Source organism: Pedococcus sp. P2_A3 (assembly GCF_056405035.1).
This window is the reverse complement of the sequence record NZ_JBFUCW010000006.1, coordinates 152,446-179,240: the sequence shown is the minus strand read 5'-3', so window position 1 is coordinate 179,240 and position 26,795 is coordinate 152,446. Positions and strand designations below refer to the sequence as shown.

Annotated in this window: 30 protein-coding genes; 25 read left to right on the top strand and 5 right to left on the bottom strand. The window is 70.3% G+C overall.

Annotated features, from left to right (window positions below; genetic code table 11):
- The first annotated feature begins 127 nt into the window (after nucleotides 1-127).
- The 7 genes from AC1DX8_RS07150 to prmC all read left to right on the top strand — a co-directional run bounded on the left by AC1DX8_RS07150 (nucleotide 128) and on the right by prmC (nucleotide 7,468).
- Complete coding sequence (locus AC1DX8_RS07150) at nucleotides 128-511, top strand: response regulator transcription factor (protein WP_477629220.1); 384 nt, start codon at nucleotides 128-130, stop codon at nucleotides 509-511.
- Nucleotides 508-1,560, top strand: a complete 1,053-nt coding sequence (locus AC1DX8_RS07145; RefSeq protein ID WP_477629219.1) for a HEAT repeat domain-containing protein — start codon at nucleotides 508-510, stop codon at nucleotides 1,558-1,560. The genes AC1DX8_RS07150 and AC1DX8_RS07145 overlap by 4 nt, the downstream gene beginning before the upstream one ends.
- A complete protein-coding gene (locus AC1DX8_RS07140) occupies nucleotides 1,557-3,005 on the top strand; it encodes a glycosyltransferase family 2 protein (RefSeq protein ID WP_477629218.1) in 1,449 nt (482 codons plus the stop codon). Before AC1DX8_RS07145 ends, AC1DX8_RS07140 begins: the two co-directional genes overlap by 4 nt.
- Entirely contained in the window at nucleotides 3,002-5,071 is a 2,070-nt protein-coding gene (locus AC1DX8_RS07135) for a sensor histidine kinase (RefSeq protein ID WP_477629217.1), read from the top strand. Before AC1DX8_RS07140 ends, AC1DX8_RS07135 begins: the two co-directional genes overlap by 4 nt.
- A 127-nt stretch (nucleotides 5,072-5,198) precedes the next feature.
- The gene (gene rpmE, locus AC1DX8_RS07130) at nucleotides 5,199-5,423 is read left to right on the top strand and encodes a 50S ribosomal protein L31 (RefSeq protein WP_477629216.1); all 225 of its coding nucleotides are present in this window, start codon (nucleotides 5,199-5,201) and stop codon (nucleotides 5,421-5,423) included.
- Between the two features lie 90 nt (nucleotides 5,424-5,513).
- A complete protein-coding gene (gene prfA, locus AC1DX8_RS07125; protein ID WP_477629215.1) occupies nucleotides 5,514-6,599 on the top strand; it encodes a peptide chain release factor 1 in 1,086 nt (361 codons plus the stop codon).
- Nucleotides 6,596-7,468, top strand: a complete 873-nt coding sequence (gene prmC / locus AC1DX8_RS07120) for a peptide chain release factor N(5)-glutamine methyltransferase (protein WP_477629214.1) — start codon at nucleotides 6,596-6,598, stop codon at nucleotides 7,466-7,468. The genes prfA and prmC overlap by 4 nt, the downstream gene beginning before the upstream one ends.
- Nucleotides 7,469-7,540: 72 nt before the next feature.
- On the opposite strand, the gene AC1DX8_RS07115 is transcribed toward prmC, so the two are convergent.
- The 3 genes from AC1DX8_RS07115 to AC1DX8_RS07105 form a co-directional block, all read right to left on the bottom strand.
- A complete protein-coding gene (locus AC1DX8_RS07115; RefSeq protein WP_477629213.1) occupies nucleotides 7,541-8,620 on the bottom strand; it encodes a class I SAM-dependent methyltransferase in 1,080 nt (359 codons plus the stop codon).
- A gap of 101 nt (nucleotides 8,621-8,721) precedes the next feature.
- Nucleotides 8,722-9,279, bottom strand: coding sequence for a hypothetical protein (locus AC1DX8_RS07110; protein WP_477629212.1), 558 nt, complete (start codon nucleotides 9,277-9,279; stop codon nucleotides 8,722-8,724).
- Between the two features lie 65 nt (nucleotides 9,280-9,344).
- Nucleotides 9,345-10,070: a winged helix-turn-helix transcriptional regulator gene (locus AC1DX8_RS07105; protein ID WP_477629211.1), complete on the bottom strand. Its 726-nt coding sequence runs from the start codon at nucleotides 10,068-10,070 to the stop codon at nucleotides 9,345-9,347.
- A 229-nt stretch (nucleotides 10,071-10,299) separates the two neighbouring features.
- On the opposite strand from AC1DX8_RS07105, the gene AC1DX8_RS07100 reads away from it, so the two are divergent.
- The 5 genes from AC1DX8_RS07100 (at nucleotide 10,300) to AC1DX8_RS07080 (ending at nucleotide 14,725) form a co-directional block, all read left to right on the top strand.
- Complete coding sequence (locus AC1DX8_RS07100) at nucleotides 10,300-11,124, top strand: class I SAM-dependent methyltransferase (RefSeq protein WP_477629210.1); 825 nt, start codon at nucleotides 10,300-10,302, stop codon at nucleotides 11,122-11,124.
- Between the two features lie 26 nt (nucleotides 11,125-11,150).
- A complete protein-coding gene (locus AC1DX8_RS07095; protein WP_477629209.1) occupies nucleotides 11,151-11,387 on the top strand; it encodes a hypothetical protein in 237 nt (78 codons plus the stop codon).
- Between the two features lie 111 nt (nucleotides 11,388-11,498).
- Nucleotides 11,499-12,311, top strand: coding sequence for an L-threonylcarbamoyladenylate synthase (locus tag AC1DX8_RS07090; protein ID WP_477629208.1), 813 nt, complete (start codon nucleotides 11,499-11,501; stop codon nucleotides 12,309-12,311).
- Nucleotides 12,301-13,581 carry a serine hydroxymethyltransferase gene (locus AC1DX8_RS07085; RefSeq protein ID WP_477629207.1) on the top strand — a complete coding sequence of 427 codons (1,281 nt, stop codon included), beginning with the start codon at nucleotides 12,301-12,303 and terminating at the stop codon, nucleotides 13,579-13,581. Before AC1DX8_RS07090 ends, AC1DX8_RS07085 begins: the two co-directional genes overlap by 11 nt.
- A 28-nt stretch (nucleotides 13,582-13,609) precedes the next feature.
- Nucleotides 13,610-14,725, top strand: coding sequence for a glycosyltransferase family 4 protein (locus AC1DX8_RS07080; RefSeq protein ID WP_477629206.1), 1,116 nt, complete (start codon nucleotides 13,610-13,612; stop codon nucleotides 14,723-14,725).
- Between the two features lie 20 nt (nucleotides 14,726-14,745).
- On the opposite strand, the gene AC1DX8_RS07075 is transcribed toward AC1DX8_RS07080, so the two are convergent.
- Entirely contained in the window at nucleotides 14,746-15,369 is a 624-nt protein-coding gene (locus tag AC1DX8_RS07075; protein WP_477629205.1) for a GNAT family N-acetyltransferase, read from the bottom strand.
- A gap of 232 nt (nucleotides 15,370-15,601) precedes the next feature.
- Between AC1DX8_RS07075 and AC1DX8_RS07070 the strand changes: the two genes are divergently transcribed.
- The 11 genes from AC1DX8_RS07070 to AC1DX8_RS07020 all read left to right on the top strand — a co-directional run bounded on the left by AC1DX8_RS07070 (nucleotide 15,602) and on the right by AC1DX8_RS07020 (nucleotide 24,160).
- Nucleotides 15,602-16,054 (top strand): hypothetical protein, encoded by a 453-nt coding sequence (locus AC1DX8_RS07070; protein ID WP_477629204.1) that lies wholly within the window; start codon nucleotides 15,602-15,604, stop codon nucleotides 16,052-16,054.
- Between the two features lie 15 nt (nucleotides 16,055-16,069).
- Entirely contained in the window at nucleotides 16,070-16,327 is a 258-nt protein-coding gene (locus AC1DX8_RS07065; protein WP_477629203.1) for an AtpZ/AtpI family protein, read from the top strand.
- A gap of 103 nt (nucleotides 16,328-16,430) precedes the next feature.
- Nucleotides 16,431-17,243: a F0F1 ATP synthase subunit A gene (gene atpB, locus AC1DX8_RS07060; RefSeq protein ID WP_477629202.1), complete on the top strand. Its 813-nt coding sequence runs from the start codon at nucleotides 16,431-16,433 to the stop codon at nucleotides 17,241-17,243.
- 120 nt (nucleotides 17,244-17,363) lie between these two features.
- Nucleotides 17,364-17,570, top strand: a complete 207-nt coding sequence (gene atpE, locus AC1DX8_RS07055; protein WP_056883533.1) for an ATP synthase F0 subunit C — start codon at nucleotides 17,364-17,366, stop codon at nucleotides 17,568-17,570.
- Between the two features lie 69 nt (nucleotides 17,571-17,639).
- Nucleotides 17,640-18,215, top strand: a complete 576-nt coding sequence (locus AC1DX8_RS07050; protein ID WP_425564827.1) for a F0F1 ATP synthase subunit B — start codon at nucleotides 17,640-17,642, stop codon at nucleotides 18,213-18,215.
- Nucleotides 18,215-19,027, top strand: coding sequence for a F0F1 ATP synthase subunit delta (locus tag AC1DX8_RS07045; RefSeq protein WP_477629201.1), 813 nt, complete (start codon nucleotides 18,215-18,217; stop codon nucleotides 19,025-19,027). The genes AC1DX8_RS07050 and AC1DX8_RS07045 overlap by 1 nt, the downstream gene beginning before the upstream one ends.
- Nucleotides 19,028-19,146: 119 nt before the next feature.
- Nucleotides 19,147-20,784, top strand: a complete 1,638-nt coding sequence (atpA, locus tag AC1DX8_RS07040; RefSeq protein ID WP_477629200.1) for a F0F1 ATP synthase subunit alpha — start codon at nucleotides 19,147-19,149, stop codon at nucleotides 20,782-20,784.
- Between the two features lie 132 nt (nucleotides 20,785-20,916).
- A complete protein-coding gene (locus AC1DX8_RS07035; protein ID WP_477629199.1) occupies nucleotides 20,917-21,816 on the top strand; it encodes a F0F1 ATP synthase subunit gamma in 900 nt (299 codons plus the stop codon).
- 18 nt (nucleotides 21,817-21,834) lie between these two features.
- Nucleotides 21,835-23,292 carry a F0F1 ATP synthase subunit beta gene (gene atpD, locus AC1DX8_RS07030; protein WP_477629198.1) on the top strand — a complete coding sequence of 486 codons (1,458 nt, stop codon included), beginning with the start codon at nucleotides 21,835-21,837 and terminating at the stop codon, nucleotides 23,290-23,292.
- 125 nt (nucleotides 23,293-23,417) lie between these two features.
- A complete protein-coding gene (locus tag AC1DX8_RS07025; RefSeq protein WP_477629197.1) occupies nucleotides 23,418-23,687 on the top strand; it encodes a F0F1 ATP synthase subunit epsilon in 270 nt (89 codons plus the stop codon).
- A 44-nt stretch (nucleotides 23,688-23,731) separates the two neighbouring features.
- The gene (locus AC1DX8_RS07020) at nucleotides 23,732-24,160 is read left to right on the top strand and encodes a DUF2550 family protein (RefSeq protein ID WP_477629196.1); all 429 of its coding nucleotides are present in this window, start codon (nucleotides 23,732-23,734) and stop codon (nucleotides 24,158-24,160) included.
- A 32-nt stretch (nucleotides 24,161-24,192) separates the two neighbouring features.
- Here the strand turns inward: AC1DX8_RS07020 and AC1DX8_RS07015 are convergent, their stop codons facing one another.
- Nucleotides 24,193-24,822, bottom strand: a complete 630-nt coding sequence (locus AC1DX8_RS07015; protein WP_477629195.1) for a cob(I)yrinic acid a,c-diamide adenosyltransferase — start codon at nucleotides 24,820-24,822, stop codon at nucleotides 24,193-24,195.
- 80 nt (nucleotides 24,823-24,902) lie between these two features.
- On the opposite strand from AC1DX8_RS07015, the gene murA reads away from it, so the two are divergent.
- Together murA and AC1DX8_RS07005 are read left to right on the top strand one after the other, a co-directional pair.
- On the top strand, nucleotides 24,903-26,186 hold the full coding sequence (gene murA, locus AC1DX8_RS07010) for a UDP-N-acetylglucosamine 1-carboxyvinyltransferase (protein ID WP_477629194.1): 1,284 nt from the start codon (nucleotides 24,903-24,905) through the stop codon (nucleotides 26,184-26,186).
- A 128-nt stretch (nucleotides 26,187-26,314) separates the two neighbouring features.
- Nucleotides 26,315-26,680, top strand: a complete 366-nt coding sequence (locus tag AC1DX8_RS07005) for an STAS domain-containing protein (RefSeq protein WP_477629193.1) — start codon at nucleotides 26,315-26,317, stop codon at nucleotides 26,678-26,680.
- Nucleotides 26,681-26,795 lie beyond the last annotated feature (115 nt).

Genomic DNA, 26,795 nt, shown 5'->3' with positions numbered 1-26,795 from the left:
ACGCCGCGTTGTCCGTGCGTTTGCCGTGCGGTGGGGCCGGAGCGCCCGATGTGCGCGAAGAAGTGGCCCTTAGCCCGTACATTGGTTTTCAGGCTCATCCATTTGCATGACGACGAGAGGACCGGCAGTGACCGCGGCTGAGGGAATCCGAGTGCTCGTCGCCGACGACGACCCGGACATTCGCGACCTGGTGGAGTTCAAGCTCACCCAGGCCGGGTATGCTGTCGAGGCCGTCGGTGACGGGCTGAGCGCCTGGGAGGCGTTCCAGTCAGAGCCACCCGCACTCGTCATCCTCGACGTGATGATGCCGGGGCTCTCCGGGATCGACGTCCTGCGCAAGATCCGCGAGAGCGGCGAGGCCGCGGTCCCGGTGCTCCTGCTGAGCGCCAAGTCGCGCGACAGCGACGTGGACACGGGCTTCGCGGTCGGGGCCGATGACTACGTGATCAAGCCCTTCAGCCCCCGTGAGCTGCTGCACCGCGTCAACGGGATCCTGGCCCGCGTCAGGTGAGCGCCCGCGGCATACTCTGGGGCTCTTCCGCCCTGGTCCTGCTGGCGTGCCTGGGCCTCGTGCTGCTCATCGTCGGCACCAAGGTGACGCGGACGCTGCGTGACCGGCGCACGTCTGCGCTCGTCGCCCCCCACCGACCTGCGCTGCTCGCCGTGGCGTCGGGTGAGGACGACGACGGCACCCACCGCGACGCGCTGATCGCGGTCGACGGGCCGGCTCGTGAGGCGCTGGACGACGCGGTCGTCGACCTGCTCGCGAAGGTGCGCGGCGGGCCTGCGGAGGAGCTGGCCGCAATCCTGCTGGCGCACGGCGCCGTCGACCGTGCCCCCCACGACCTCAAGCACCGCAGCACCATCCGGCGGGCCCGCGCCGCCCACGTCCTCGGGCTGTGCCACGTCGGTGCGGCCCTGCCGCTGGTCGTGGACGCACTGCGGGACCCCGCCCCCGAGGTCCGCGTGGCAGCGACCCGCGCCCTCGGGCGCCTGGGTGAGCCGACCGCGGCAGCGCCCCTCCTCGCTGCAGTGGGCGCCGAGCGCGCCGTTCCCGCGGGACCGGCAGCCGACGCGCTCGAGGGAATGGGGGTCGGCATCGCCGACGCCCTGCGCGACGGCCTCCTGGCGACCAGCCCCACGACACGCACCGTCGCGGCATACCTCAGCGGGGAGGGGAGCTTCACGCGCTCCATCGACCTGCTCCGGCTCTCGCTGACGACCGACGAGGACCCGGTCGTCCGCGCTGCCGCGGCCGTGGCGCTGGGACGGATGGGCCGGCCCGCCGACGTCGCGGTGCTGCTGGAGGGCACGGCGAGCCAGCATCCCGACGAGCTGCGTCGCGCGTGCGCGGCCGCCCTGGGCGACCTCGGCGACCCCGCTGCCGTCGACGGGCTGCGGGGCCTGCTGGCCGACCCTGACCCGCGGATCGCCGAGATCTCCGCCGCCTCGCTCCTGCGACTGGGGTCGGTCGGGCGGGCGGCGCTGGACAGCGCCCCCACCAACGACTCGATCGAGAGCGCGCGGGCCGTTGCCCGGCTGCAGGGGAGCCTGACGTGAGCTGGGACGGCTTCGTCGAAGGACTGCGGGCCATCGTGGTGTGGCCCATGGCCGTCACCTCGCTGCCGATCCTCATCTACTTCGCGGTCATCAACCTCTCCTACCTCGTGCTGATCGTGCTGGCCTCCATCGACTTCCGGGCACAGCACCGCCGTCGCGAGGCGATCGTCGAGACCTTCGGTGGCGCCCTGACCCCGGGGGTGTCGATCCTCGTCCCGGCGTACAACGAGGAGGCCGGGATCGTCACCGCGGTGCAGGCGCTGCTGTCCCTGCGCTATCCGCGACACGAGGTCGTCGCCATCGATGACGGCAGCAGCGACGACACCTTCGAACGACTGCGCGCCGCCTTCGACCTCGTCCCCATCCCTCGCGAGATCCCGCAGGACGTGCCCACCCGCGCGCGGGTCATCGACGTGCACGTGCCCCGGGACGGCCGGACGCGCCTGATCGTCGTCCGCAAGGAGAACTCCGGGCGCTCGGAGGCCATCAACGTGGGGGTGAACGCCGCCACGGAGCCCTTGGTCGCCATGGTGGACGCCGACTCCATCCTCGAGCCCGACGCCCTGCTGCGGGTCACCCAGCCGTTCGCCGACGACCCGACCCGCATGGTCGCGGCCGGCGGCGCGATCCGACCGGTCAACGGGAGCCGGGTGGTCTCGGGGCGCATCGTGAAGGTCCAGATGCCCACGTCGTGGCTGGCCAGGATCCAGGTCGTCGAGTACCTGCGCGCCTTCCTCCTCGGTCGCACCGGCTGGGCGCGGTTCGGGGCGCTGGTGCTGATCAGCGGCGCCTTCGGCATCTTCCGTCGCGACACGATCGTCGAGGTCGGCGGGCTGGACCCAGACAGCATCGGCGAGGACTTCGAGCTGGTCCTGCGGATCCACCGCAAGCTGCGTGACGAGAAGCGTGACTACCGCGTGGCGTTCGTCCCCGAGCCTGTTCTGTGGACCGAGGTGCCGTCGACCACGTCGGTCCTGCGGAGCCAGCGACGGCGCTGGCACCGCGGGCTGTGGGAGACGCTCTGGGCGTACCGCGGGATGCTCTTCCGCCCGCGCTACGGCAAGGTCGGGTTCGTCGCCCTCCCGTACTTCTGGATCTTCGAGCTGTTCGCCCCCCTGCTCGAGATGTTCGGCATCATCATCGTCCCGCTGGCCCTCGCCCTCCACGTCGTGAACATCCCCTACGCGATCCTCTTCCTCGTGCTCGCGTACGGCCTGGCCGTCCTCGTGACGCTGTCGGCGATGGCTGCCGAGGAGTGGTCCTTCCACCGGCACGAGCGCTGGCGCGACCTGGGCCTGACCCTGGCGGCCTCGGTGCTGGAGAACTTCGGCTTCCGCCAGCTCACCGTGTGGTGGCGCCTGGAGGGCTGGTGGGCCAGCCTGCGGCGCAAGAAGCAGGTCTGGGGCGTGATGACCCGCACCGGCTTCGACGAAGGTCCCCAGTGACCCAGCTCGCGCGCCGATCGGTCTCCGGTCAGCTCAAGGTCCTCGGGCTCTCCCTCGTCCTGTTMTTCCCCGTCGTCACAGTCGCGTCGGTGTTCAACATCGCCACCCAGAGCCGTGACCTCCAGGCGCTGACGCTGTCCTACGGCCCCGCCTTCGACGCCAACAACGCCGTCCTGATCGAGATGACCGAAGCCAACGCCGGGTGGAGCCAGCTGATGGGTGGCTCCACGCCGCTGACGCGCTACCGCCTGACGCGCGACCAGGTCTCCGCGGACCTCGCCACCATCGAGGGCACCCTGAGGTCTACCTCGCTACCGGTCGAGAACCGCACCAGGTATGCCGCCATGCTGGCCACCCAGCGCGCTGCCGTCGACTCGTGGTTCAGGGCTGCGCAGGCAGCCGAGGTCGGCGCGAAGGCTCCGCTGTCGGCGCGCAGCGTCCTCGAGGCAGAGGCGGTGGACCGGTTCCGGAGCTTCCGCGACAGCAACCGGAGTCTGTCCGAGGCAATCCGACTCGAGCGGGACGCGGCTCGGGAGGGAGCGCGGGACTCCGTACAGCGCATCGTGGCGATCGCGGCCGGCACGATGGTGCTGGCGATGGCCGTCGTGCTCGGTGGGTGGCGGCTGCTGCAGCGATCGGTCAGCGGTCCCTTGGAGCGCTTGAGATCGGTCGTCGAGCGGCAGCGCGACGGAGACCGTGACGCCCTGGCCGACACCGCCACCGGGGCTGCCGAGGTTCGGGCGCTGGCTGCCGACTTCAACGGCCTGACCCGCTCCAACCAGGTGCTCCAGGAGCAGCAGTCGGCCGTGCTGCTCGCGCACCAGCTGGCCCTCGACGTGGCCCGGGTCGTGCACGGGGCGCCCGACCTCGACACCGCCCTCGAGGCCGTGGGCGCGATGCTGGGGGAGGGGCTGGGGGTCGACCGGATCCTGCTCTACACGCACGACGACTCCGGCGCGATCACGCAGCGCACCCAGTGGCACCGCTACGACCTGCCCGAGCTGGCGGCGTTGCCGCCCTCGCTGGCGGGGGAGGTCAAGGCGGTCGGCGACGAGCTGCGGCGGCAGGCGACCGTCTTCGTGATCTCCGACTTCCTCCACGCCGAGGTGCAGGCCCAGGAGCGGGCCCAGCGCTTCTACCGCGCGACGGGAGCCAAGTCGCTCCTCATGGTGCCCGTGGGCATCGGTGAGCAGGGTCTGGGGGTCCTGTCGCTCATGACGGTCGACACCCCGCGTCGCTGGCGTCGCTACGAGATCCAGGCCGTGCAACAGTGCGCCGGTTACGTCGCCCAGTCGATCGTCGACCTGCGGCTGCGCGAGATGCGGGAGACCCAGGTCGACCAGCTGACCGCCCTCGACCGCCAGAAGACCGACTTCATGGCCACGATCTCGCACGAGCTGCGGACCCCTCTCACCTCCATCAACGGCTACCTCGAGCTCCTCCACGACGGTGACTACGGGGTGCTCACCCAGGGGCAGCAGGACGCCCTCGACATCGTCGGGCGCAACGCGCACCGCTTGCGTGGCCTGATCGAGGACCTGCTCGTCCTCAACAAGATCGAGGCGACCGGCCTGCACTCCTCGACCGAGGAGGTGGAGGTCGACTCGCTGGTCGCCGGGGTGGCCGAGCTGCTCCGGCCGGTGGCCGACGCCGCCGGGGTCTCCCTCGTCGTCGATCCCGTGGACCCTGACCTCACCATCCGCGTCGACCGCGGCCAGCTGGAGCGGAGCCTGATCAACCTCGGGTCCAACGCCGTGAAGTTCACGCCATCGGGTGGGAAGGCGGCCATCGCCGCCACCCGGGTCGACGACCAGGTGGTCATCACCGTGACCGACACCGGCATCGGCATCCCCGAGAAGGACCTCCCGGACCTGTTCGCCCGGTTCTTCCGCGCCTCGAACGCCACCGCAGCGGCGATCCCCGGCACCGGACTGGGCCTGGCGATCGTCCGGGCGATCGTCGAGGGCCATGGCGGAGAGCTGCAGGTCGACTCGGTCGAGGACCAGGGGACCGTGATGACGGTGGTGCTGCCGGCGGGGAATGGCCGGGCGGTCACCTCCGTTTAGGAGATGTGCGCCGCTCTCTGGCACACTTGACCGGCTGACCGGTTCACGGCATGGACACCCTGCGACACGGGGAGCTCCTGGGCAGCCCGCCCAGCCGACCCGGCCACATTGACTCAAGGAGCACGTTTTGCAGAAGGACATCCACCCCGAGTACGTCGAGACCACGGTGAGCTGCACCTGTGGGTCCACGTTCACGACTCGCAGCACCGCGACCTCCGGCCAGATCCGCGCCGAGGTGTGCTCGCAGTGCCACCCGTTCTACACCGGCAAGCAGAAGATCCTCGACACCGGTGGCCGCGTGGCCCGGTTCGAGGCCCGCTACGGCAAGAAGGCCGCCGCCGAGAGCAAGTAGCTTTCCCGATGCGCCGGTCCTGACCCTTGGGGGTCGGGGCCGGCGCACTGCTTTCCCCGCACGCCCGAGCACCACCCTAGGGAGCCCCCCATGTTGGAGTCCGCCGCCGCACTGGTCCAGGAGCACGCCGACCTCGAGAAGCAGCTGGCCGACCCCGAGGTGTTCGCCGACCAGGACCTCGTCCGCAAGCTCAACAAGCGGTATGCCGCGCTGGCACCGACCGTCGCGGCATACCACGCGTGGCACGCGGCGACCGATGACCTGGCGGCCGCGCGCGAGCTCGCCACCGAGGACGCGGGCTTTGCGGCCGAGGTGCCCGGGCTGGAGGCGCGGCTGGCCGAGACCGAGGACGTGTTGCGTCGGTTGCTGATCCCGCGCGACCCCGACGACGACCGTGACGTGATCCTCGAGGTCAAGGCGGGGGAGGGCGGGGAGGAGTCTGCGCTGTTCGCCGGCGACCTGCTCCGGATGTACCTGCGCTACGCCGAGCGCCGCGGGTGGAAGACCGAGGTCATCGACGCGACCGAGTCCGACCTCGGTGGCTACAAGGACGTCCAGGTGGCCGTGAAGGCCAAGGGCACCCCCGCCCTGGGCGAGGGCCCGTGGGCGCGGCTCAAGTACGAAGGTGGCGTCCACCGCGTGCAGCGCGTGCCCGTGACCGAGAGCCAGGGACGCATCCACACCTCGGCAGCGGGGGTCCTGGTCATGCCGGAGGCCGAGGACGTCGAGATCAGCATCGACGCCAACGACCTCAAGATCGACGTCTACCGCTCCTCCGGCCCCGGGGGCCAGTCGGTCAACACCACCGACTCCGCCGTGCGGATCACCCACCTGCCCACCGGTGTGGTGGTCTCCTGCCAGAACGAGAAGAGCCAGCTCCAGAACAAGGAGTCGGCGATGCGGGTGCTCCGTGCCAGGCTCCACGCCCTCGCCAAGGAAGCCGCGGACGCCGAGGCCAGCGCCGCCCGCCGTTCGCAGGTCCGCACGGTCGACCGCAGTGAGCGCATCCGCACCTACAACTTCCCCGAGAACCGCATCTCCGACCACCGCACCGGCTACAAGTCGTACAACCTCGACACCGTGCTCGACGGCGACCTCGAGGCGGTCGTGCAGTCGGCGGTCGACGCCGACGAAGCCGCGCAGATGGCCGCGGTCGCCGAGGGCTCGGGTCAGTGACGAGCATCCGCGAGGCGGTCCGTGCCGCAGCGGGTCGCCTGCGGGACGTGGGGATCATCTCCGGCGACGCGGACGCGGTCGCCCTGGCAGCCAAGGCGCTGCGGGTCAGCGCCGCCGACGTCCGCAAGGCGATGGTCCTCGGCGGTGAGATGCCGTCGGCCTACGACCAGCTGGTCGAGCAGCGCCTGGCCCGCGTGCCGTTGCAGCACATCACGGGCACCGTCGGCTTCCGGGGGCTCGAGCTGTCGGTGGGGCCCGGGGTCTTCGTGCCGCGTCCCGAGACCGAGATGGTGGCCGGGTTGGCGATCGAGGAGGCGCGCCGGCTCAGCGACCCGGCTCGCGGTGATGACCTTGACACGCCCTGCGTGGTCGACCTGTGCAGCGGCTCCGGGGCCATCGCCCTGTCCGTCGCCGCGGAAGTGCCCCGTGCGCGCGTGGTCGCGGTCGAGGTCGACCCGATGGCCGTGGCCTGGGCGCAGCGCAACGTGCACGACCTCGCCTCCTCCGTGGAGCTCGTGAAGGCCGACGCGGCGACCGCTCTGCCGGGGCTCGAGGGACAGGTCGCGGTCGTCGTGAGCAACCCGCCGTACATCCCGGTCGGGATGGTGCCGCTCGACCCCGAGGTGCGCGACCACGACCCCGCGCTCGCGTTGTTCGGCGGCAGCGAGGACGGCCTGGCGATCCCGCTCGCCGTGGCTCGTCGGGCCGCCCAGCTGCTGCGTCCCGGAGGGCTGCTGGTCATGGAGCACGCCGACAGCCAGGGGCAGAGCCTTCCCCACGCGCTCGGGCGCACCGGCGAGTGGACCGACATCGCGGACCACGACGACCTCACCGGTCGGCCCCGCGCGACCACCGCCCGACGAGCCTGACCCGGACCCCATGCCCCGGGTCTTTGAGTGATCCGACGGACCTGGACCCCTCGGATCCCGCAAAGACCCGCGTCAGCTCAGCAGGTAGAAGCGCCAGAACCCGAAGCCCTCGATCGGGAGCACCTCGAACCCGGTGAAGCCGGCCTCCTCGGCGTAGCCGCGCAGGGTCGCCGGTCGCATCACCGTCCCGGTGCCCCGGCTGCCCGGAGCGGACATCCCGTCGGGCAGGCAGACGAGCAGGCTGAAGCCGTACATCACGCGCTCGAGCTCGTCGCCGTGCGGCGCGAACTCGTGCGCCACGGCCTCGTCCATCACGACCATGAACCCGCCGGGCGCCAACGAGGCCCGGGCCGCCGCCAGCACCTCCACGGGGTGGGGCATGTCGTGCACGCACTCGAAGGCGAACGCGGCCGCGAACCGGCCCGACGGCATACCCGCTGCGTCGCCCGCGGTGAAGCGCACCCGGTCGGCAACCCCGTGTGCCTCGGCGTTGGCGGTGGCCATCGCGACCGAGGGCGCGTCGATGTCGAAGCCCTCGACCGTCGCGCCGGGGTAGGCCTTGGCGAGCGCGATGCTGGACCAGCCTGCGCCGCACCCCACGTCGGCGACGACCGCGCCCGGCGCGGACAGCGAGTGGTGGACCCGTGGGACGCCGGCGAGGGCGTCGGCAAGCCGCAGCTGGTACCACGGCCGGTTGCCGTCGGCCTGCGACTCGCGGGCCTCCGTGCCGAGCCGGTCCCAGCTGACCCCGCCACCGGTGCGGTAGGCCTCGAGGAGACCCGGCAGCTGCGGGCCGACGGCGGCGAACATCCGCGCGAACGGCGCGAGGTAGCTGAGGCTGGCCTCGTCGGTCATGACTTCGGCGGTGGCCGAGGGGATCGAGTACACCCTCGCGTCGGGATCGTCGTCGGGGTGGTCGAGGGCGAGGAACCCGGTGACCGCCTGCTGTTCAAGCCACTCGCGGGCGTAGCGCGGATGGGTCGCGGTGCGGTCGGCCAGCTGCAGCGGCGTCGCCGCGCCGTCGGACACCAGGCTTCGGTACCACCCGAGGCGGTCGCCCAGGAACACTGACAGGACGTCGATGGTGCCCAGCAAGGCACCGAAGATGCGCTCGCCCAGCTCGTCAGTGGCGAGGGTCGGGGTCTCGGTCATCCCGTCATGGTCCCGCCGCGCGAGGGGGCCGCCATCGTGCACCCGACGTAGCGGGGCCGCCAGCGTGCACCCGACGTAGCGCGGGCGGCATCGCGAGCCGGTCAGCCGATCAGGTCACGGGCGAGGGCGCAGAGGTCGGAGCCCACCAGCGGGAAGTTGCCGTGGACCTCGACGCTCGCATCCTCGGTGTCCGTGGCGGGGTCGTAGGTGAACGTCCACGTCGTGACCCCGGTGTCGCGGCTGATGAGCCCTGACTCGTCGAAGAGGTTGTGGCGGTTGCCCGGTTCCTTGAGTACTCCCACCACCGACCCGTCGGGCATCACCCTGGCCGGCAGGAGGTGCTCGGACCAGTGGCCACTGATGCCGAACCAGTCGCCCGTGGCGGGGTTGGTGAAGATGGAGGTGAGGTCCAGTCGTTGCAGGATCAGCTCCTCACCCGACCGGGGGTCCTGCTGCAGCAGGATGCTCCCGCGACCGGTGTCGTGCCAAGCCATCGCGAAGCCGCAGACCTCAGCGTCGAAGGTCCCCGACTCGTCGATCGAGAACGTCGAGTGCTCGACCGGGGCGTTCGCATCAGCCGTTCCCGCGGCTCCGGCGGTGAGCGCCGCGGCGGCGGCTAGGACGGTGACGACCTGCCAGGGTCGGTGTGCGGTGATCATCTCCCCACGCTAGGACGGGCACCCCCTCGCTCGGATCCGGGAAACCACGTACCGGTGGGGCGGGGTCAGCCGGCCGTCGCCGTGCCGGACAGCGCACGCAGGCGACGATGGTCGGCCCGGCGGAAGTCCTCGATGAAGTAGCTCATGTCGAACCAGGAGGCGAAGGCCCGGCCCAGCCGGCTCGGCCCCAGCACCCGGGCGTCGCCCCGCCGGACGAGCTCGGGGAAGGAGGTGCGCCCGAGCAGCCAGCGGTGCATCTGCGCGGTGTCGGCCTCCACCGCGAGGTCGACGTCGTGACCCTGGTCGTCCTTGCAGACCGTCGCGCCAGACCGGCTCAGGTCGAGCCAGCCCTCGGCGGCCCCGTGACCGGTCAGCACGACGTGGACGATCGTGCGTTGCGCGGGCAGCTTGCTCGGGATGGCGTGCTGGTGAAGTCGCCAGATGAGTGACAGCCCGTCGCAGTCGGCTTCGGTCGGGTCGCCGAACACCCACTCGGCCGCCCAGTGCCCCATGGCCCAGACGACTGGCGTCAGGGCGTGGCCCGACTCGGTCAGGCGGTAGCCGCCCGGCCGACCGCATGCACTGACCGTGCGCTCGACCAGGCCCATCCGCTCGAGCTGGCGCAGTCGCTGGGCGAGCAGGGTGCGGCTGACCCGGGGGATGCCGCGGTGGATCTCGTTGAAGCCACTGGCGCCGACCATCAGCTCCCTGATCACCAGGGGTGTCCACCGGTCGCCGAGCACGTCGACGGCCACCGAGATCGGGCAGTAGTCCCCGCCCCGTTCGCTCATGGATTCCATGGTGCACCGACTCGGCCTGCCGGGGTAGTACGAAATCTGTACCCCGGGGCGTGCCTGCGAGACCCCCGAGGCGCCCGGTTTGCCCTCTTCCGAGTGACCTCCAGCGGGGGGCGCGAGGCCGCGAGGGGGTACGACATCGCCACTCGTTGCGAGCACAGGGGCCCACGCATCCTCGGTGCAGACGACGGCGCGGTGCCGTCGCACGACGAAGGAGCACCACATGAGCACCACCACGAACCTGGTCGATCTGGCGGCAGTCAAGGCCAAGCAGCAGAAGACCTGGTCCAGCGGCGACTTCTCGGTCGTCGCCTCCCGCATCGTCCTCGTCAGCGAGCAGCTGGCCGAGAGCGCGGACCTGCGCGCCGGATGGACGGTGCTCGACGTGGCCTGCGGCAACGGCAATGCGACCCTCGCCGCAGCCCGGTCCGGCACGCACGCCATCGGTGTCGACTACGTGCCCGCGCTGCTCGAGGACGGTCGGGGCCGGGCTCTGGCCGAGGGGCTCGACGTCGAGTTCCGCGAGGGCGACGCCGAGGCCCTGCCGCTGCAGGACTCCTCGGTCGACGCCGTCCTCAGCGTCTTCGGGACGATGTTCGCGCCCGACCACCAACGGACCGCCGACGAGGTGCTGCGCGTGGCGAGGCCCGGGGGGACGGTCGCGCTCGCGTCCTGGACTCCGGGCGGCTTCATCGGGCAGATGTTCCGCGTGATCACCTCCCACGTCCCTGCGCCGGCCGGGGTCGCCTCACCGCTGCTGTGGGGGACGGAGGAGCACCTCGCGGAGCTCTTCGGGACAGCGGTCGACACCATCGAGTCGCAGGAGCGCGAGTGCGTCTTCCGGTTCACCACGGCCGAGGAGTTCGTGACGTTCTTCCGTCGCTGGTACGGCCCCACCCTCAAGGCCTTCGAGGCCCTCGACGCGAGGGGGCAGGCGGCGCTGGGTGCAGACCTGGTGGAGCTGGCCGACCGGTTCGACCGCAACCGTGACGGCGGCAGCATCAGCATCCCCTCGACCTACCTCGAAACGGTGATCTCCCTGCGCTGAGGCGTGGGGGGAGAAAGGAGAACAGCATGACGATGGTCACCTTCCAGGCCCTGGGAGCCGTCGCGATCGTGGTCGGTCTGCTGGGCACCTGGCTGGCGGCCCGGAGGCGCAGCGGATGGCTGCTGTGCATCGCCTCCTCCGGACTGTGGTTCCCGGCTCTGGTGTCGGGAGAGCAGTGGGTGGCGGTGGTGAACTGCTGCCTCTCGGTCGGGATCTGCGTCCGCAACTTCCGCACCCAGGACGAAGGCGCCACGACAGCCTGACCCGCAGTCCTCCTCACCCGAGTCTTTGAGTGATCCGACGGGCCAGGGTCCGTCGGATCACTCAAAGACTCGGGTGAGAGGGCTGGGGGCGGGGGTCCTAGGCTGGCCACCATGAGCCCGGTCTACGACTGCAGCACCGACGAGGGTCGACGCGACGGGGTGGCCAGGGCGGTCGAGGCCGTCCGCGCCGGCGAGATCGTCGTCCTCCCGACCGACACCGTGTACGGCGTGGGCGCCGACGCGTTCTCCGCCGAGGCGGTCGCGTCGCTGCTGGCCGCCAAGGGGCGGGGTCGCGACATGCCCCCGCCCGTGCTGGTGCCCAGCATCCGCACCGTGGACGGGCTGGCCACCGACGTGCCCGCCTGGGCGCGTGACCTCATCCGGGAGTTCTGGCCGGGGCCGCTGACCCTGGTCTTCAAGGCCCAGTCGTCCCTGATGTGGGACCTCGGGGAGACCAACGGCACCGTCGCCCTGCGCATGCCCCAGGACGACATCGCGCTCGCGGTGCTCAGCGAGGTCGGCCCGATGGCCGTGACCAGCGCCAACCTCACCGGTCGGCCGGCAGCCACGACGGCCGCGGATGCCGCGTCGCAGCTGGGCGCGGCCGTGTCGGTCTACCTCGACGGCGGCCCGACGACCAGCACCGAGGTGTCGACGATCGTCGACTGCACGGGCGAGGAGCTCGTGGTGCTGCGGGCCGGTGCGGTCAGCGAGGAGCAGCTCCGTGCCGTCCTCGAGCCGACGGAGCCCGAGCCCTCGGAGACCCCCGAGAGCGACGAGACCCAGGCAATAGAGTTGCCCGCGGATCCCGCCACCCGCAGCACCGACGCCACCGGCAGTACCGACGCCACCAGCACTACCGACGCCACCAGCAGCACCGACGACACCGACAGCACCCTCCCAGGAGACCCGCATGAGCGCTGACACCTTCTACGGCTCCGACTTCGGCGCCCTCGAGTCCTTCGACCCCGAGATCGCGGGGGTGCTCGTCTCCGAGCTCGACCGCATCCGTAGCGGTCTGCAGCTGATCGCGTCCGAGAACATGTCCAGCCCCGAGGTGCTCACCGCCCTCGGCTCGACGCTGTCCAACAAGTACGCCGAGGGCTACCCGGGGCGTCGCTACTACGGCGGTTGCTCCGAGGTCGACAAGGCCGAGACGCTCGCGATCGAGCGGTGCAAAGCGCTCTTCGACGCCGACCACGCCAACGTGCAGCCGCACTCCGGGGCCAGCGCCAACCAGGCGGTCTACGGCGCGTTCATGCAGCCGGGAGAGACCATCCTCGCGATGGCGCTGCCGATGGGCGGCCACCTCACCCACGGCACCAAGGTCTCGTTCTCCGGCAAGTGGTTCAACGCCGTCCACTACGGCGTGGACAAGGAGACCGAGAACATCGACTACGCCGAGGTCGAGCGCCTCGCCAAGGAGCACCGGCCGAAGATCATCCTCGCCGGTGGCTCGGCGATCCCGCGGCTGATCGACTTCGAGTTCTTCCGCAAGCTGGCCGACGAGGTGGGCGCGATCTTCTGGGTCGACGCGGCGCACTTCATCGGGCTGGTCGCCGGCAAGGCGATCCCGAGCCCGGTGCCCTACGCCGACGTCGTCACTTTCACCACCCACAAGGTGCTCCGGGGGCCCCGCTCGGGCGCACTGGTCTGCAAGGAGGAGCACGCCGCCAAGCTCGACAAGGCGGTCTTCCCGATGATGCAGGGCGGCCCGCAGATGCACACCATCGCGGCCAAGGCCGTGAACTTCAAGGAGTGCTCGACTGCCGCCTACCAGGACTACGCCAAGCGCGTCGTGGAGAACGCCGCGGTCCTCGCGACCTCGTTGGGGGAGAAGGGGATCCGGCCCACGACGGGTGGCACCGACACCCACCTGTCGTTGCACGACCTCCAGGGAGTCGGCGTGACCGGCGCCGACGCCGAGGCGCGGTCCGACGCGGCCGGGATCGTCCTCAACAAGAACGCCATCCCGTTCGACCCGCAGAAGCCCAACATCGCCAGCGGAATCCGGGTCGGCACCCCCTGTGTGACCACCCAGGGCATGGGCCCCGACGAGATGCGCCAGATCGCCGACCTCATCGCCACGGCGGTCACGCGCGGTGACGCCGACCCCGACCACGCCGTCTCCAAGGAGGTCCGCGCCGGGGTCACGGACCTCGTGACCCGTTTCCCGGCATACCCTCGAGGCTGAGTCCCGACCCACCCGAGAGGCGCCTTGAGTGCGCGAGTACCTCCTCGTCCTGATGGTCGCCGCGGTGATCACGTATGCCGCGACGCCGCTGATGCGCGCCGTCGCGGTGCGGACGGGCGCCTTCACCCCCGTCCGCGACCGTGACGTCCACTCGACACCGATCCCGCGGCTCGGGGGAGTGGCGATCTACCTCGGCTTCGCGGCGTCCATGATCGCCGCCAGCCACCTGCCGTTCCTCGGTCAGGTCTTCCGGCTCGGCCCCGAGCTGCGGGGGGTGCTGCTGGGCGCAGGGATCGTGTGCCTCATCGGGGCGATCGACGACGTCCGGGAGATGGACTGGCTGACCAAGATGGGCGGGCAGATGATCGCCGCCGGCATCATGGCGTTCAGCGGCGTCCTGCTCTACCAGCTGCCGATCGGTGGGGTGACGGTGCTCCCACAGCCGATCATGGTGGGTCTCACCGTGTTCGCGGTGGTGCTGTTCACCAACGCGGTCAACTTCATCGACGGGCTCGACGGGCTCGCAGCCGGCGTGGTGGTGATCGCGGGCGCGGCGTTCTTCATCTACAGCTACGGCATCTCACGCAGCTACGACCCGCCCAACGTGTTCTCGTCGGCCACCCTCATCTCGGCCGCCCTGATCGGCTGCTGCGTGGGTTTCCTGCCGCACAACTACCACCCGGCGCGGTTGTTCATGGGTGACTCGGGGGCACTCCTGCTCGGGCTCCTCCTGGCTGCCGCGACGATCTCCACGACCGGCGCCGTGACCCCGGCGCAGGTGAGCACCAACCCCGTCGCCGCCACGCTGCTGCCCCTCGTGGTTCCGGCGGCGATCATCCTGCTGCCGCTGGTCGACATCCTCCTGGCGGTCGTCCGGCGCACGGCCCGCGGGGAGCGCCCGTGGCACCCCGACAAGCAGCACCTGCACCACCGCATGCTCCAGCTCGGTCACGGTCACCGGCGAGCCGTGCTGCTGCTCTGGCTCTGGGCGGCCGTCGCCGCCCTCGGGTCGGTGAGCTTCATCTTCGTCGACGACGCCCGGGTCGCCGGGGCCGGCGTGCTCGGCGCGATCGTGGTCATCGGGGTGCTGACCATCTGGCTGCCACGCTGGTCGATCCCGGGTCACCGGCCGCATTCGCACTGAGCCACCCTCCGAGCGTCCGGTCAGCTGTCGGGCAGCCCCAGGCGCTCCCTCAGGCCGGCGCGCACGGCGGGCCACTCCTCACGCAGCACGCTGTAGACCACGGTGTCGCGAAAGCTCCCGTCGGCCCGTCGCGTGTGCCGCCGCAGCACGCCCTCGCGAGTCGCACCGAGCTTGGCGATGGCGGCCTGCGAGCGCAGGTTCACCGCGTCGGTCTGGATCTTGACGCGGCCGAAGCCGCAGTCGAAGGCGTGCCCGAGCAGCAGCAGCTTGCACTCGGGGTTGACCTGGGTGCCCCACCAGCGCGAGCCGTACATGGTCCACCCGAGGTGGATCCGCTCGTTCTCGAGGTCGACGTCGCCGAGCGACGAGGTGCCCACCACGGTGCCCGACGCGCCGAGACCGCCCTCGCCCGTGAGCCTCACGGTGTAGGCCGTGCGGCCCCGGGCTCCGGCGGCGATGGTGTCCTCGGTGGCGGTGCGCGTGGCGGCGAGGTCCTCCGGGGGTGGGCGCATGATGAAGCCCTGGGTGTAGACCGCCGGGTCGGTGTAGACCGCGTGCAGCCCGGGGGCGTCCTCCATCGTCATCACGTCGAGCCGGACGAACCGGCCCCGCAGGGGTGCACCGGTCGGGGGAGTGGCTGGCATGCCCGCAGGCTACCGACGCAGCCACCCAGCGTCGTGGGTGCCAGCCCGCGTCGAGGCGCGTCCAGGCGCGTCCAGGCGCGTCCTGGCACGTACGACTCGGGTGGTGGCGTGCGGGGCCCCCGGTGGAAAGGCCTGAACTGCTTGTGATACCTTTCACAAGCACCCCAAGGAGGGTGCAGACCACCCCTTTCGCCAGGCACCGCAGCCCCGACGAATCAGGCAGGCCAGACCGATGAGCGCAGCTCCGCACACCGACCGCGACCCGTTCGCGGTGATGCTGCGTGGAGCCCTCCTCCCGACCATCGCGGTGGGTCCGGTCGCGGTCGTCGTCGCCGCGATCGTGGGTGGCGGCAAGGCAGCCCTGGGCGCGGCCCTCGGCTTCGTGATCGCCTTGGCGTTCTTCGCCCTCGGCCTGCTCGTCATGCGCAAGCTGGGGAGTGCCTCCGACCCGCTGCGCTTCCTCGCGAGCGCGCTCGCGGTCTTCATGGGCCAGATGATCTTCCTGCTCGTGGTCATCATCGCGCTGCAGGGTGCGACGTGGCTCGACGGCACCGCCTTCGGCCTCACCGTCCTGGCGGTCGCACTCGTGTGGCAGGTGTTCCAGGTGATCGCCTTCGTCCGCTCTCGTCGCCTTGCTTTCGACGAKCCGCAGGAAACGCGGCAGGATGGGGGCTCGGCCACATGACCACAGGAGCTCACYGTGACCACACCGCCCTCGCGACCGTCGCCGGACGCCCGGCAGACGCCGTTGCAGAAGGCCGACTCGGGTCATCAACGGCTCGACGAGGCGAGGATGTGGAACGTCGTGTCCTACCTCATCACCGGGCCGGCGATGTTCGGCGCCATGGGCTGGGGACTCGACCACTGGCTGGGCACGACCTGGCTGGTCGCCGTGGGGATCGTGGGCGGGATGGCACTGTCGCTGTACCTCGTGTGGTTCCGGTACGGTACGCAATGACTTCCGCAGGTCAGCTCCCCCCTCTGTATGCCGGGCTCAGGCGCATGAGCGCTGCCCCCGTTGGCCCGTGGACTGTTTCGAACGCAAAGCTCAAGGAGAACCTGTGAGTCTGAACGTGCTGGGTGCCATCAGCCTGGCTGCCGAGGGCGGCAAAGGTGAGGGCTTCCACGCCCCCACGCCGGCCGAGTTCTACCAGCCTCTGATCGGTCACGGTGACTTCGCGATCACCCGCCCCATGGTCGTCCTGGCCATCTCGGTGGCGCTGATCTCCTGGTTCCTCGTCGCCACCACCAAGCGCGCGGCCGTCGTGCCGGGCAAGGGTCAGTGGGTGACCGAGAACGCCTACAACTTCGTGCGCAACGGAGTGGCTCGCGACATCATCGGCAGCCACGACTTCCTGAAGTTCGTCCCCCTGCTGTTCAGCATGTTCATGCTGATCCTGGTCAACAACCTGTTCGGCATCATCCCGCCGATCCAGTACCCGACCATGAGCCGCATCGGGTTCCCGATCGCGTTGACCCTGTTGGTCTTCGTCATCTACCACGCCGTCGGCATCAGGAAGAACGGCGCGTGGGGCCACATCAAGCACATGATCCCCCCGGGTCTGCCCAAGGGCATCTACGTGCTGATCATCCCGCTCGAGCTGCTGACCTACTTCGTCACGCGCCCGCTCACGCTCGCGCTGCGACTCTTCGGCAACATGTTCGCCGGCCACATGCTCCTGCTGCTGTTCATCACCGGTGGCGAGTACATGCTGATCCACGGCGGGCTGGGGCTGAAGGTCGCCGGGGTCGGCTCGTTCGGCATGGCCTTCGTGCTCACGGCCTTCGAGGGACTGATCGAGTTCCTGCAGGCCTACATCTTCACGCTGCTCGCAGCCACCTACATCGCCGGCTCACTCGCCGACGAGCACTGAGATCGTCCGGGCCGTCGACCGGCTCGGTGCAGGACCGCCACACCCACAACTGAATACGCCACACGAACTCCCGCTCGGCGAGGTGCCGACGGACCTGATAACCGAAAGAGGACCACTGACATGACTGGCAACATCGCCATCCTCGGCTACGGCCTGTCTGCGATCGGCCCCGGTGTGGGCATCGGCCTGATCTTCGCCGCCTACATCAACGGCGTCGCCCGCCAGCCCGAGGCGCGCGGCGTCCTCCAGGGCATCGCCATCCTCGGCTTCGCCCTCGCCGAGGCGCTGGCCATCTTCGGTCTGGTTCTCGCGTTCGTCTTCAAGTAAGCCGAACCACCCAGCCCAACGCCCCCTGGCACCACAGCACTAGGAGAACCCGTGCAGCACTTCACCGGCATCACGCAGGTGGTTGTCGCGGCCGCCGCCGAGGACAAGACCGGCGAACGCCTGCCGATCCTGCCCCTCTGGGGCGAGCTGATCTTCGGCGTCATCGCCTTCGCGATCCTGTACTGGGTCGTGGCCACGAAGGTCGTGCCCAACCTCGAGAAGGCGTACGCCGAGCGCACCGCCGCGATCGAGGGCGGGATGCAGCAGGCCGAGGAGGCCCAGCAGCAGGCCCAGGCTGCCCTGGAGCAGTACCAGGCCCAGCTGACCGAGGCCCGTGCCGAGGCTGCCCGGATCCGCGAGGAGGCGCGCGAGCAGGGTGCGGCCATCGTCGTGGAGATGCGCGGGCACGCGCAGGCCGAGGCGGCGCGCATCACCGAGGCGGCGCACAAGCAGATCGAGGCCGAGCGCCAGCAGGCGGTCGTCTCGCTCCGCTCGGAGGTGGGTCGTCTGTCGACCGACCTGGCCAGCCGCATCGTGGGTGAGTCGCTGCACGAGGAGACCCGTCAGAAGGGCATCGTCGACCGGTTCCTGGCCGAGCTCGAGGCTGGCGAGATCCAGCCCGAGAAGGTCGGGGAGGACGCCTGATGCGTGGGTCCTCGCGCGCGGCCGCCATCGCCGGGAGCAAGGCGCTCGACGCCGCGCTCGCCGGCGGGGTCGACCGTCGGGTGCTCGGTGACGAGCTGCTGGCTGTCGTCGGTGTCATCGACGGCTCCGCCACCCTGCGCCGCGCCCTCGCCGACCCGTCCCGCGAGGGCACGGAGAAGCAGGCCCTCGCCGAGCGACTGCTCGACGGCAAGGTCTCGGCCGAGACCATCGTCGTGGTCAAGAACCTCGTGGGCCAGCGCTGGGCCACCGAGCGCGACCTGTCAGACACCCTCGAGGAGCTGGCGGTCACGTCGATCCTCGCGGGTGCCGAGCAGGCCGGACGGATCGACCGGGTCGAGGACGAGCTGTTCCGCTTCGAGCGGATCGTCGCCGGCAACCCCGACCTCCGTGACCGGCTGACCAACCGTCAGGGTGACGTCGACGCCAAGGCGGGCGTCGTCAGCCAGCTCCTCGACGGCAAGGTCGCCGAGGAGACGGTGCGCCTGGCGCGCCAGGCCGTGCTGGCCCCGCGGGGTCGCAAGCTCGACCGCACGCTGGAGCGCTACCTCGCCCTCGCGGCCCAGCGGCGGGAACAGATCACGGCCGTCGTGACCGCGGCCACCGACCTCACCCCGCAGCAGCGCGAGCGGCTGTCGGCGGCGCTGCAGGGCATCTACGGCAAGCCCATCCTGCTCCAGGTCGTCATCGAGGAAGAGGTCCTCGGCGGCATCCGGGTGCAGGTGGGCGACGAGGTCGTCGACGGCACCGTGCTCCGCCGCCTCGACGAGGCCCGCCGGCACCTTGCCGGCTGACCCCGCACCCAGCCCCACGGCATACGCACCATCGCTGCTCCACCACAACTGAAGATGCAGGACCACACCACAGACTTCGGTTCGACTCATCGGACCGGTTATCGAGGAGAAGAGATCAGATGACGGAGCTTTCGATCCGTCCGGAGGAGATCCGGGACGCGCTGGACAACTTCGTTCAGTCCTACGAGCCCGGCACGGCCTCCCGCGAAGAGGTCGGCCGCGTCAGCGACGCCGGGGACGGCATCGCCCACGTCGAGGGCCTGCCCTCGTGCATGACGAACGAGCTGCTCGAGTTCGAGGACGGCACGTTGGGCCTCGCGCTCAACCTCGACGTCCACGAGATCGGCGTCGTCATCCTCGGTGACTTCTCCAAGATCGAGGAGGGGCAGGAGGTCAAGCGCACCGGAGAGGTCCTCTCCGTGCCCGTCGGCGACGCGTTCCTGGGCCGCGTGGTCAACCCGCTCGGCCAGCCGATCGACGGCCTCGGCGCGATCGAGTCCACCGAGCGTCGTGCACTCGAGCTCCAGGCCCCGACGGTGGTCCAGCGCAAGTCGGTGCACCAGCCGCTGCAGACCGGGCTCAAGGCGGTCGACGCCATGACCCCCATCGGTCGCGGCCAGCGCCAGCTCATCATCGGCGACCGCCAGACCGGCAAGACCACGGTCGCGGTCGACACGATCATCAACCAGAAGCAGAACTGGGACTCGGGCGACCCGGAGCAGCAGGTCCGCTGCATCTACGTCGCCATGGGCCAGAAGGGCTCCACCATCGCTGCCGTCCGCGGCACGCTGGAGGAGGCCGGCGCCCTCGAGTACACGACCATCGTCGCGGCCCCCGCGTCCGACTCGGCCGGCTTCAAGTACCTCGCCCCCTACACCGGCTCGGCCATCGGCCAGCACTGGATGTACCAGGGCAAGCACGTCCTCATCGTGTTCGACGACCTGTCGAAGCAGGCCGAGGCCTACCGCGCGGTGTCGCTGCTGCTGCGCCGCCCGCCGGGCCGCGAGGCGTACCCCGGTGACGTGTTCTACCTGCATTCCCGCCTGCTCGAGCGCTGCGCCAAGCTCTCCGACGACCTCGGCGCGGGCTCGATGACCGGCCTGCCGATCATCGAGACCAAGGCCGGCGACGTCTCGGCGTACATCCCGACCAACGTCATCTCCATCACCGACGGCCAGATCTACCTGCAGGCCGACCTCTTCAACGCCAACGTGCGTCCCGCGATCGACGTGGGTGTCTCCGTCTCCCGAGTCGGTGGCGCCGCGCAGATCAAGGCCATGAAGGAGGTCTCCGGTCGTCTGAAGCTCGACCTCGCGCAGTTCCGCGCGATGGAGGCCTTCGCGATGTTCGCCTCGGACCTCGACCCGGCGTCCCGCGCCCAGCTCGCCAAGGGTGCCCGCCTCGTCGAGCTGCTCAAGCAGAAGCAGGCCGCGCCGTTCCCGGTCGAGGAGCAGGTCGTCTCGATCTGGGCCGGCACCACCGGCCAGCTCGACTCGGTCGCCGTGGAGGACGTCTCCCGCTTCGAGACCGAGTTCCTCGACTACCTGCGCCGCGAGAAGAAGGGCCTCCTGGACGCGATCCGCGAGTCCAAGAAGTTCGAGGACGAGACGCGCTCGGGCCTCGAGGAGGCCGTGGGCAAGTTCAAGGAGCAGTTCCAGGCGTCCGGCTCCGAGAAGACCCCCGTGGGCCACGAGGCCGACCCGGGTGCCCTCGAGCACGACGTCGAGCAGGAGAAGATCGTCAAGCAGAAGCGCTGACCGGTATGCCGGGTGCCCACCTCGGTGGGCACCCGGCGCCACCAGCGCGGGTGCCACTTCGGCACCACCCCGACGCACCGCGGTCCCCGGGCCGCACCACCGACACAGAGCGAACGAGAGAGGCGGCAACATATGGGAGCGCAGATGCGGGTCTACCGCCAGCGCATCCGGTCCGTCCAGGCGACCAAGAAGATCACCCGGGCGATGGAGCTCATCGCAGCCTCCCGCGTGGTCAAGGCGCAGCAGCGGGTGCGGGAGTCCTCGCCCTACGCACGCGCCCTGACCCGAGCGGTGTCGGCGGTCGCGACCTACTCCAACGTCGACCACCCGCTGACCACCGAGCACGACGACGTGCGTCGCGCGGCGGTCCTCGTGGTGACCTCCGACCGTGGGCTCGCCGGGGCCTACAGCTCCTCTGTGCTCAAGGAGAGTGAGCGCCTCGTCGGCGACCTGCGGGCAGCCGGCAAGGAGGTCGTGCCCTACCTCGTCGGACGCAAGGCCGTGGGCTTCTACAAGTTCCGCAAGCGCGAGTACGCGGACGAGTGGACCGGGTTCACCGACCAGCCCAACTTCGAGGTCGCGCGCGAGATCGGCGAGACCTTGGTCGCCGCGTTCAACCAGGACTACGCCGAGGGTGGGGTGGACGAGGTCCACATCGTCTTCACACGGTTCGTCAACATGGTGAACCAGGAGCCCGACGTCATCCGCATGCTGCCGCTCGAGGTCGTCGAGGGCGAGGAAGCCCCGGCCGAGGACGACATCCTGCCGCTCTACGAGTTCGAGCCGAGCGCCGAGCAGGTGCTCGACGCGCTGCTGCCGAAGTACGTGACTGCGCGCATCTACAACTGCCTGCTGCAGGCCGCGGCATCCGAGCTGGCGTCGCGCCAGCGGGCCATGAAGTCGGCCACGGACAACGCCGAAGAGCTCATCAAGAAGTACACCCGGTTGGCCAACCAGGCTCGCCAGGCCGAGATCACCCAAGAGATCAGCGAGATCGTGGGCGGCTCCGACGCCCTCGCCGACGCCAGTTGAGAAGGTAGAGAGAAACCAATGACTGCCACTGTCACTGAAGAGACCAAGGCCGCCACCCCCGGTGGCATCGGCCGCATCTCCCGCATCATCGGCCCGGTCGTCGACGTCGAGTTCCCTGCGGACGCGATGCCGGAGCAGTACAACCTGCTGACCACCAAGGTCGAGCTCGCGGGCGAGACGAAGAACATCAACCTCGAGGTCGCCCAGCACATCGGCGACAACATGGTGCGGGCCATCTCGCTGCAGCCCACCGACGGCCTCGTCCGCGGCACCCAGGTGCAGGACTCCGGCGGCCCCATCACCGTCCCGGTCGGCGACGTCACCCTCGGCAAGGTGTTCAACACCACCGGTGATGTCATGAACCTCGCCGAGGGCGAGAAGTTCGAGGTCAAGGAGCGCTGGGGCATCCACCGCAAGGCTCCGGCCTTCGACCAGCTCGAGTCCAAGACCCAGATGTTCGAGACCGGCATCAAGGTCATCGACCTGCTGACGCCCTACGTCCAGGGTGGCAAGATCGGCCTGTTCGGCGGTGCCGGCGTGGGCAAGACGGTGCTCATCCAGGAGATGATCGCCCGAGTCGCCCGCGACCACGGTGGTGTGTCGGTGTTCGCCGGTGTCGGCGAGCGCACCCGTGAGGGCAACGACCTCATGGTCGAGATGGAGGAGGCCGGAGTCCTCGGCCAGACCGCCCTCGTGTTCGGCCAGATGGACGAGCCGCCGGGCACGCGTCTTCGCGTCGCCCTCTCCGCGCTGACGATGGCGGAGTACTTCCGCGACGTGCAGAAGCAGGACGTGCTGCTCTTCATCGACAACATCTTCCGCTTCACCCAGGCCGGTTCCGAGGTCTCCACCCTGCTCGGCCGGATGCCGTCCGCCGTGGGTTACCAGCCCACCCTCGCCGACGAGATGGGTGTGCTCCAGGAGCGCATCACCTCCACGCGTGGTCACTCGATCACCTCGATGCAGGCGATCTACGTGCCGGCTGACGACTACACCGACCCGGCCCCGGCCACGACCTTCGCGCACCTCGACGCCACTACCGAGCTCTCGCGTGAGATCGCCTCGCTCGGTATCTACCCCGCCGTGGACCCGCTGACGTCGACCTCGCGCATCCTCGACCGTCGCTACATCGCCGAGGACCACTACAACACCGCGGTGCGCGTCAAGCAGATCCTCCAGCGCAACAAGGAGCTGCAGGACATCATCGCGATCCTCGGCATCGACGAGCTCTCCGAGGAGGACAAGATCCTCGTCAACCGGGCCCGTCGCATCCAGCGCTTCCTGTCGCAGAACACCTACGTCGCCAAGCAGTTCACCGGCATCGAGGGTTCGACGGTGCCGCTGGTCGACAGCATCGAGGCGTTCACCAAGATCGCCGACGGTGAGTACGACCACGTGCCCGAGCAGGCCTTCTTCATGTGTGGTGGCCTCGACGACGTCGAGCGCCAGGCCGCGGAGATCGAGAAGAACCTCTGAGCAGGAGCACCACCGCGTGACCCGTGGGGCCGGCCGGACACGGCTGGCCCCACGGCATACCACCGGCCCACAGGGCCCACCCGGCAGGCCGTTAGACTCGAAGCACCGCACCACTGGAGGACACCGTGAGCACCCTGCAGGTTGAACTCGTCGCAGCAGACCGCAAGGTCTGGGAGGGCGAGGCCGACATGGTCGTCGCGCGCACCGTCGACGGCGAGCTGGGCATCCTGCCCGGCCACACCCCCCTGCTCGGCGTCCTCGTCGAGGGCGAGGTCAGGATCAAGTCGGGCGAGGGCTCCCAGAGCGCCACCATCGACAGCGGCTTCCTGTCCGTCGACCGCGACAAGGTGATCATCGTCGCCGAGGCCGTCGACGCCTCGAACTTCTCGGCCTAGGCACCACCGACGGCCCACCACGGCCTACTGCGAAAGGGGTGAGCATGTCGCCCGTCGTCTCCGCGGAGATCGTCGCCAGCGCCCTCATCCTGCTTGCGGTCCTCGCGCTGACCTACATCTTCGTACGGCGGCGGCTGCTCGCCTCCGGGGCACCGCTCATGCTGTGCGCCCTCCAGCCCCATGGTCGGTCGCAGTACCGCCTGGGGCTGTTGCGGTTCGCCGGGAGCTCGCTCGAGTGGTTCACGCTGATCGGGCCCTCACCCCGCCCGGCCCGCACCTGGGAGCGACCTCGCCTCGAGCTGGGGCCGCCCGGCCAGCCGGAGACGGCCATCGCCGGTCTGCCGGAGGCCGTCACCGTCGACTGCCACTACGGCAGCGACACCTTCGCCCTCGCCCTCGCGCCGGCCGCCTACACCGCGATGCGCAGCTGGCTGGAGAGCTCGCCCCCGGGCTTCAACGTCAACGTGGCCTAGGGCCGCCTGTCGTCGCGCAGCCCCATGGAGGGTCAGCCGTTCCGCGGGGGCGGTCCCTCGGCGCGACCACCGCCGGGCTGCCACAGGACGTCGCCGCCGATCGGCAGGTTGGCCACCCTCGCCAGCACGAAGAGCAGGTCCGAGAGCCGGTTGAGGTACTTCGCGGTGAGGACGTTGACGCCGCCCTCGCCCTTGCCGGACCCGGGCTGCTCGCCATAGTGCGCGATGGCGGCCCAGGCCTGCCGTTCCGCGCGGCGGACGACGGTCGTGGCCACGTGCAGGTGGGCCGACCCCACGGTCCCGCCGGGCAGGATGAACGAGCGCAGCTTCTCGACCCGCTCGAGGTAGCGGTCGCAGTCGGCCTCGAGCTCGTCGATCCAGGCCGCCTCGACCCGCAACGGGGGGTACTCGTAGGTCTCCTGCAGCGGCGTGCACAGGTCGGCGCCGACGTCGAAGAGGTCGTTCTGCACGCGCAGCAGCGTGGCGCGCACGTCCTCGGGCAGCTCACCCGCCGCCAGGGCGACGCCGATGGCCGCGTTGGCCTCGTTGGCATCGGCGTAGGCGAGCAGCCGCACGTCGGTCTTGCTGGTGCGGCTCATGTCCCCGAGGTGGGTCTGGCCGTCGTCACCCGTGCGGGTGTAGATGCGCGTGAGGTTGACCATGGCACGAGGGTATGCCGCGGGGTCGGGAGGCGGGCCGGTGGTGTGTCAGGGGTCTCGGCACGCCTCGATAGGGTGGTTCGGTGGCTGAACGTTTCCGGGTCGTCGGTGGGACCGCGCTGCGCGGTGAGGTCGCCGTGTGGGGCGCCAAGAACAGTGCCCTCAAGCTGATGGCCGCGGCGCTGCTCGCCGTGGGACGCACCCGGCTGACCAACGTGCCGGCCATCCTCGACGTGACGATCATGGCCGAGCTGCTGCGCCGGCTCGGCTGCACGGTCGACTACGACGCCCCGAGCGGGGTCGTGGAGATCGACGTGCCGGACCAGATCGGCCACCGGGCCGACTACGACCTGGTGCGGGCCCTGCGGGCGTCCACCGCGGTGCTCGGCCCGCTGGTGGCCCGCTGTGGGGCTGCCGACGTGGCGGTCCCCGGGGGCGACGCGATCGGATCGCGCGGTCTCGACCTGCACGCCGCCGGTCTGGAGGCCCTGGGGGCAAGCGTCCACGTCACCCACGGGTTCCTCGTCGCCGAGGCGCCGCGCGGGCTGGACGGTGCGGAGATCCGGCTCGAGTTCCCGAGCGTCGGCGCGACCGAGAACGTCCTGACCGCGGCCGTGCTCGCCCGCGGCACGACGAGGCTCGAGAACGCAGCCCGCGAGCCCGAGATCGTCGACATCGCCGAGATGCTGGTCTCGATGGGTGCTCGCATCACCGGCGCGGGCTCCTCCTTGGTGCAGATCGAGGGCGTCGAGCGGCTGGCCCCGGTCGAGCACGCGGTGGTCCCCGACCGGATCGCGGCCGGCACCTGGGCCTTCGCTGCTGCGGCCACGCGGGGTGACGTCGAGGTGGTGGGGGCTCGACCGGAGCACCTCACCAGCGCGCTCGAGCTGGTGCGGGCCAGCGGGGCGACCGTGACGACGACCGACCGCGGTTTCCGGGTCGACTCGGGTGGTCGGCGTCCGAAGGCGTTCGACGTGGCGACGCTGCCCTACCCCGGGKTCCCGACCGACCTCCAGCCCTTCGCCCTCTGCTGCAACGCCGTGGCCGACGGGTCGGCCATGATCACCGAGAACCTCTTCGAGGCGCGCTTCCGGACGGTCCAGGAGCTCAACCGGCTCGGTGCGGAGACGCAGATCGACGGGCACCACGTCATGGTCCATGGCGTCGAGAGGCTGTCCGGGGCGCCGGTCGAGGCCAGCGACATCCGGGCCGGTGCCGCTCTGGTGATCGCCGGGCTGGTCGCCGACGGCATCACGACGGTCAGCGGCGCGCAGCACATCGACCGTGGGTACGCCGGGTTCGCGGAGAGCCTGCAGGGTCTGGGTGCAGACGTCACGAGAGAGCCCGACGACGACCCGTTCGTCTGATCTGGGCGCCGTCCTGCAGCCAGCCGGTCGCGGGACCTTTATCAGATCTTGATCTGGACGGTGCCAACCGAAACCCCCGTGGCTCGCGTCCCTGTGAGTGAATGTCTGTCACGGACGAGGGGGTTCGCATGTCGATCAGCAGCATCGGGGCACTGCCCGTGGAGGTCCGCGCCATGCACACGGGGCAGGACGTCGCGATCACCGGTCGGATCGACGTGCACACCGTCCCCGACGTGCGGCTGCTGCTCCACGAGATCATCGACACCGGTTGCGGCGACGTGCACCTGCGGCTCGCGGCCGCAGAGATCGGTGACGCCACGGGACTCGGCGTCCTCGTCGAGGCGTACAACCGGGCCCGCCGGGCCGGACGACGGTTGGCCGTCGTCGACATGACCGAGCGCACGGGGCGGCTGTTGCGTGCATCACGCCTCGACCGCGCGCTGGTGCTCCGGGACGAGGTCGCGGCACCCACTGTGGCGGCTGTCACCGCCTGAACGCCTGCCTGACCGTGCTCCCGCACGGGTACGTTCGGCCCTATGCCCGAGCACACCGACGTCCAGGCGCCTGAGCGCGAGGCACCCGCTGTCACCGAAGCTGGCGCGGAGACCG

Bases quoted from the DNA above. Each gene is read 5' to 3' on its own strand.
- AC1DX8_RS07110 (WP_477629212.1), bottom strand. From the start codon at position 9,279: ATGATCACCGCACACCGACCCTGGCAGGTCGTCACCGTCCTAGCCGCC.
- AC1DX8_RS07015 (WP_477629195.1), bottom strand. From the start codon at position 24,822: ATGGTCAACCTCACGCGCATCTACACCCGCACGGGTGACGACGGCCAG.
- AC1DX8_RS07090 (WP_477629208.1), top strand. From the start codon at position 11,499: ATGAGCCCGGTCTACGACTGCAGCACCGACGAGGGTCGACGCGACGGG.
- prfA (WP_477629215.1), top strand. From the start codon at position 5,514: ATGTTGGAGTCCGCCGCCGCACTGGTCCAGGAGCACGCCGACCTCGAG.
- AC1DX8_RS07035 (WP_477629199.1), top strand. From the start codon at position 20,917: ATGGGAGCGCAGATGCGGGTCTACCGCCAGCGCATCCGGTCCGTCCAG.
- atpA (WP_477629200.1), top strand. From the start codon at position 19,147: ATGACGGAGCTTTCGATCCGTCCGGAGGAGATCCGGGACGCGCTGGAC.
- atpD (WP_477629198.1), top strand. From the start codon at position 21,835: ATGACTGCCACTGTCACTGAAGAGACCAAGGCCGCCACCCCCGGTGGC.
- AC1DX8_RS07085 (WP_477629207.1), top strand. From the start codon at position 12,301: ATGAGCGCTGACACCTTCTACGGCTCCGACTTCGGCGCCCTCGAGTCC.
- AC1DX8_RS07115 (WP_477629213.1), bottom strand. From the start codon at position 8,620: ATGACCGAGACCCCGACCCTCGCCACTGACGAGCTGGGCGAGCGCATC.
- AC1DX8_RS07005 (WP_477629193.1), top strand. From the start codon at position 26,315: ATGTCGATCAGCAGCATCGGGGCACTGCCCGTGGAGGTCCGCGCCATG.
- AC1DX8_RS07045 (WP_477629201.1), top strand. From the start codon at position 18,215: ATGCGTGGGTCCTCGCGCGCGGCCGCCATCGCCGGGAGCAAGGCGCTC.
- AC1DX8_RS07105 (WP_477629211.1), bottom strand. From the start codon at position 10,070: ATGAGCGAACGGGGCGGGGACTACTGCCCGATCTCGGTGGCCGTCGAC.
- AC1DX8_RS07100 (WP_477629210.1), top strand. From the start codon at position 10,300: ATGAGCACCACCACGAACCTGGTCGATCTGGCGGCAGTCAAGGCCAAG.
- AC1DX8_RS07020 (WP_477629196.1), top strand. From the start codon at position 23,732: ATGTCGCCCGTCGTCTCCGCGGAGATCGTCGCCAGCGCCCTCATCCTG.
- AC1DX8_RS07075 (WP_477629205.1), bottom strand. From the start codon at position 15,369: ATGCCAGCCACTCCCCCGACCGGTGCACCCCTGCGGGGCCGGTTCGTC.
- atpE (WP_056883533.1), top strand. From the start codon at position 17,364: ATGACTGGCAACATCGCCATCCTCGGCTACGGCCTGTCTGCGATCGGC.
- AC1DX8_RS07095 (WP_477629209.1), top strand. From the start codon at position 11,151: ATGACGATGGTCACCTTCCAGGCCCTGGGAGCCGTCGCGATCGTGGTC.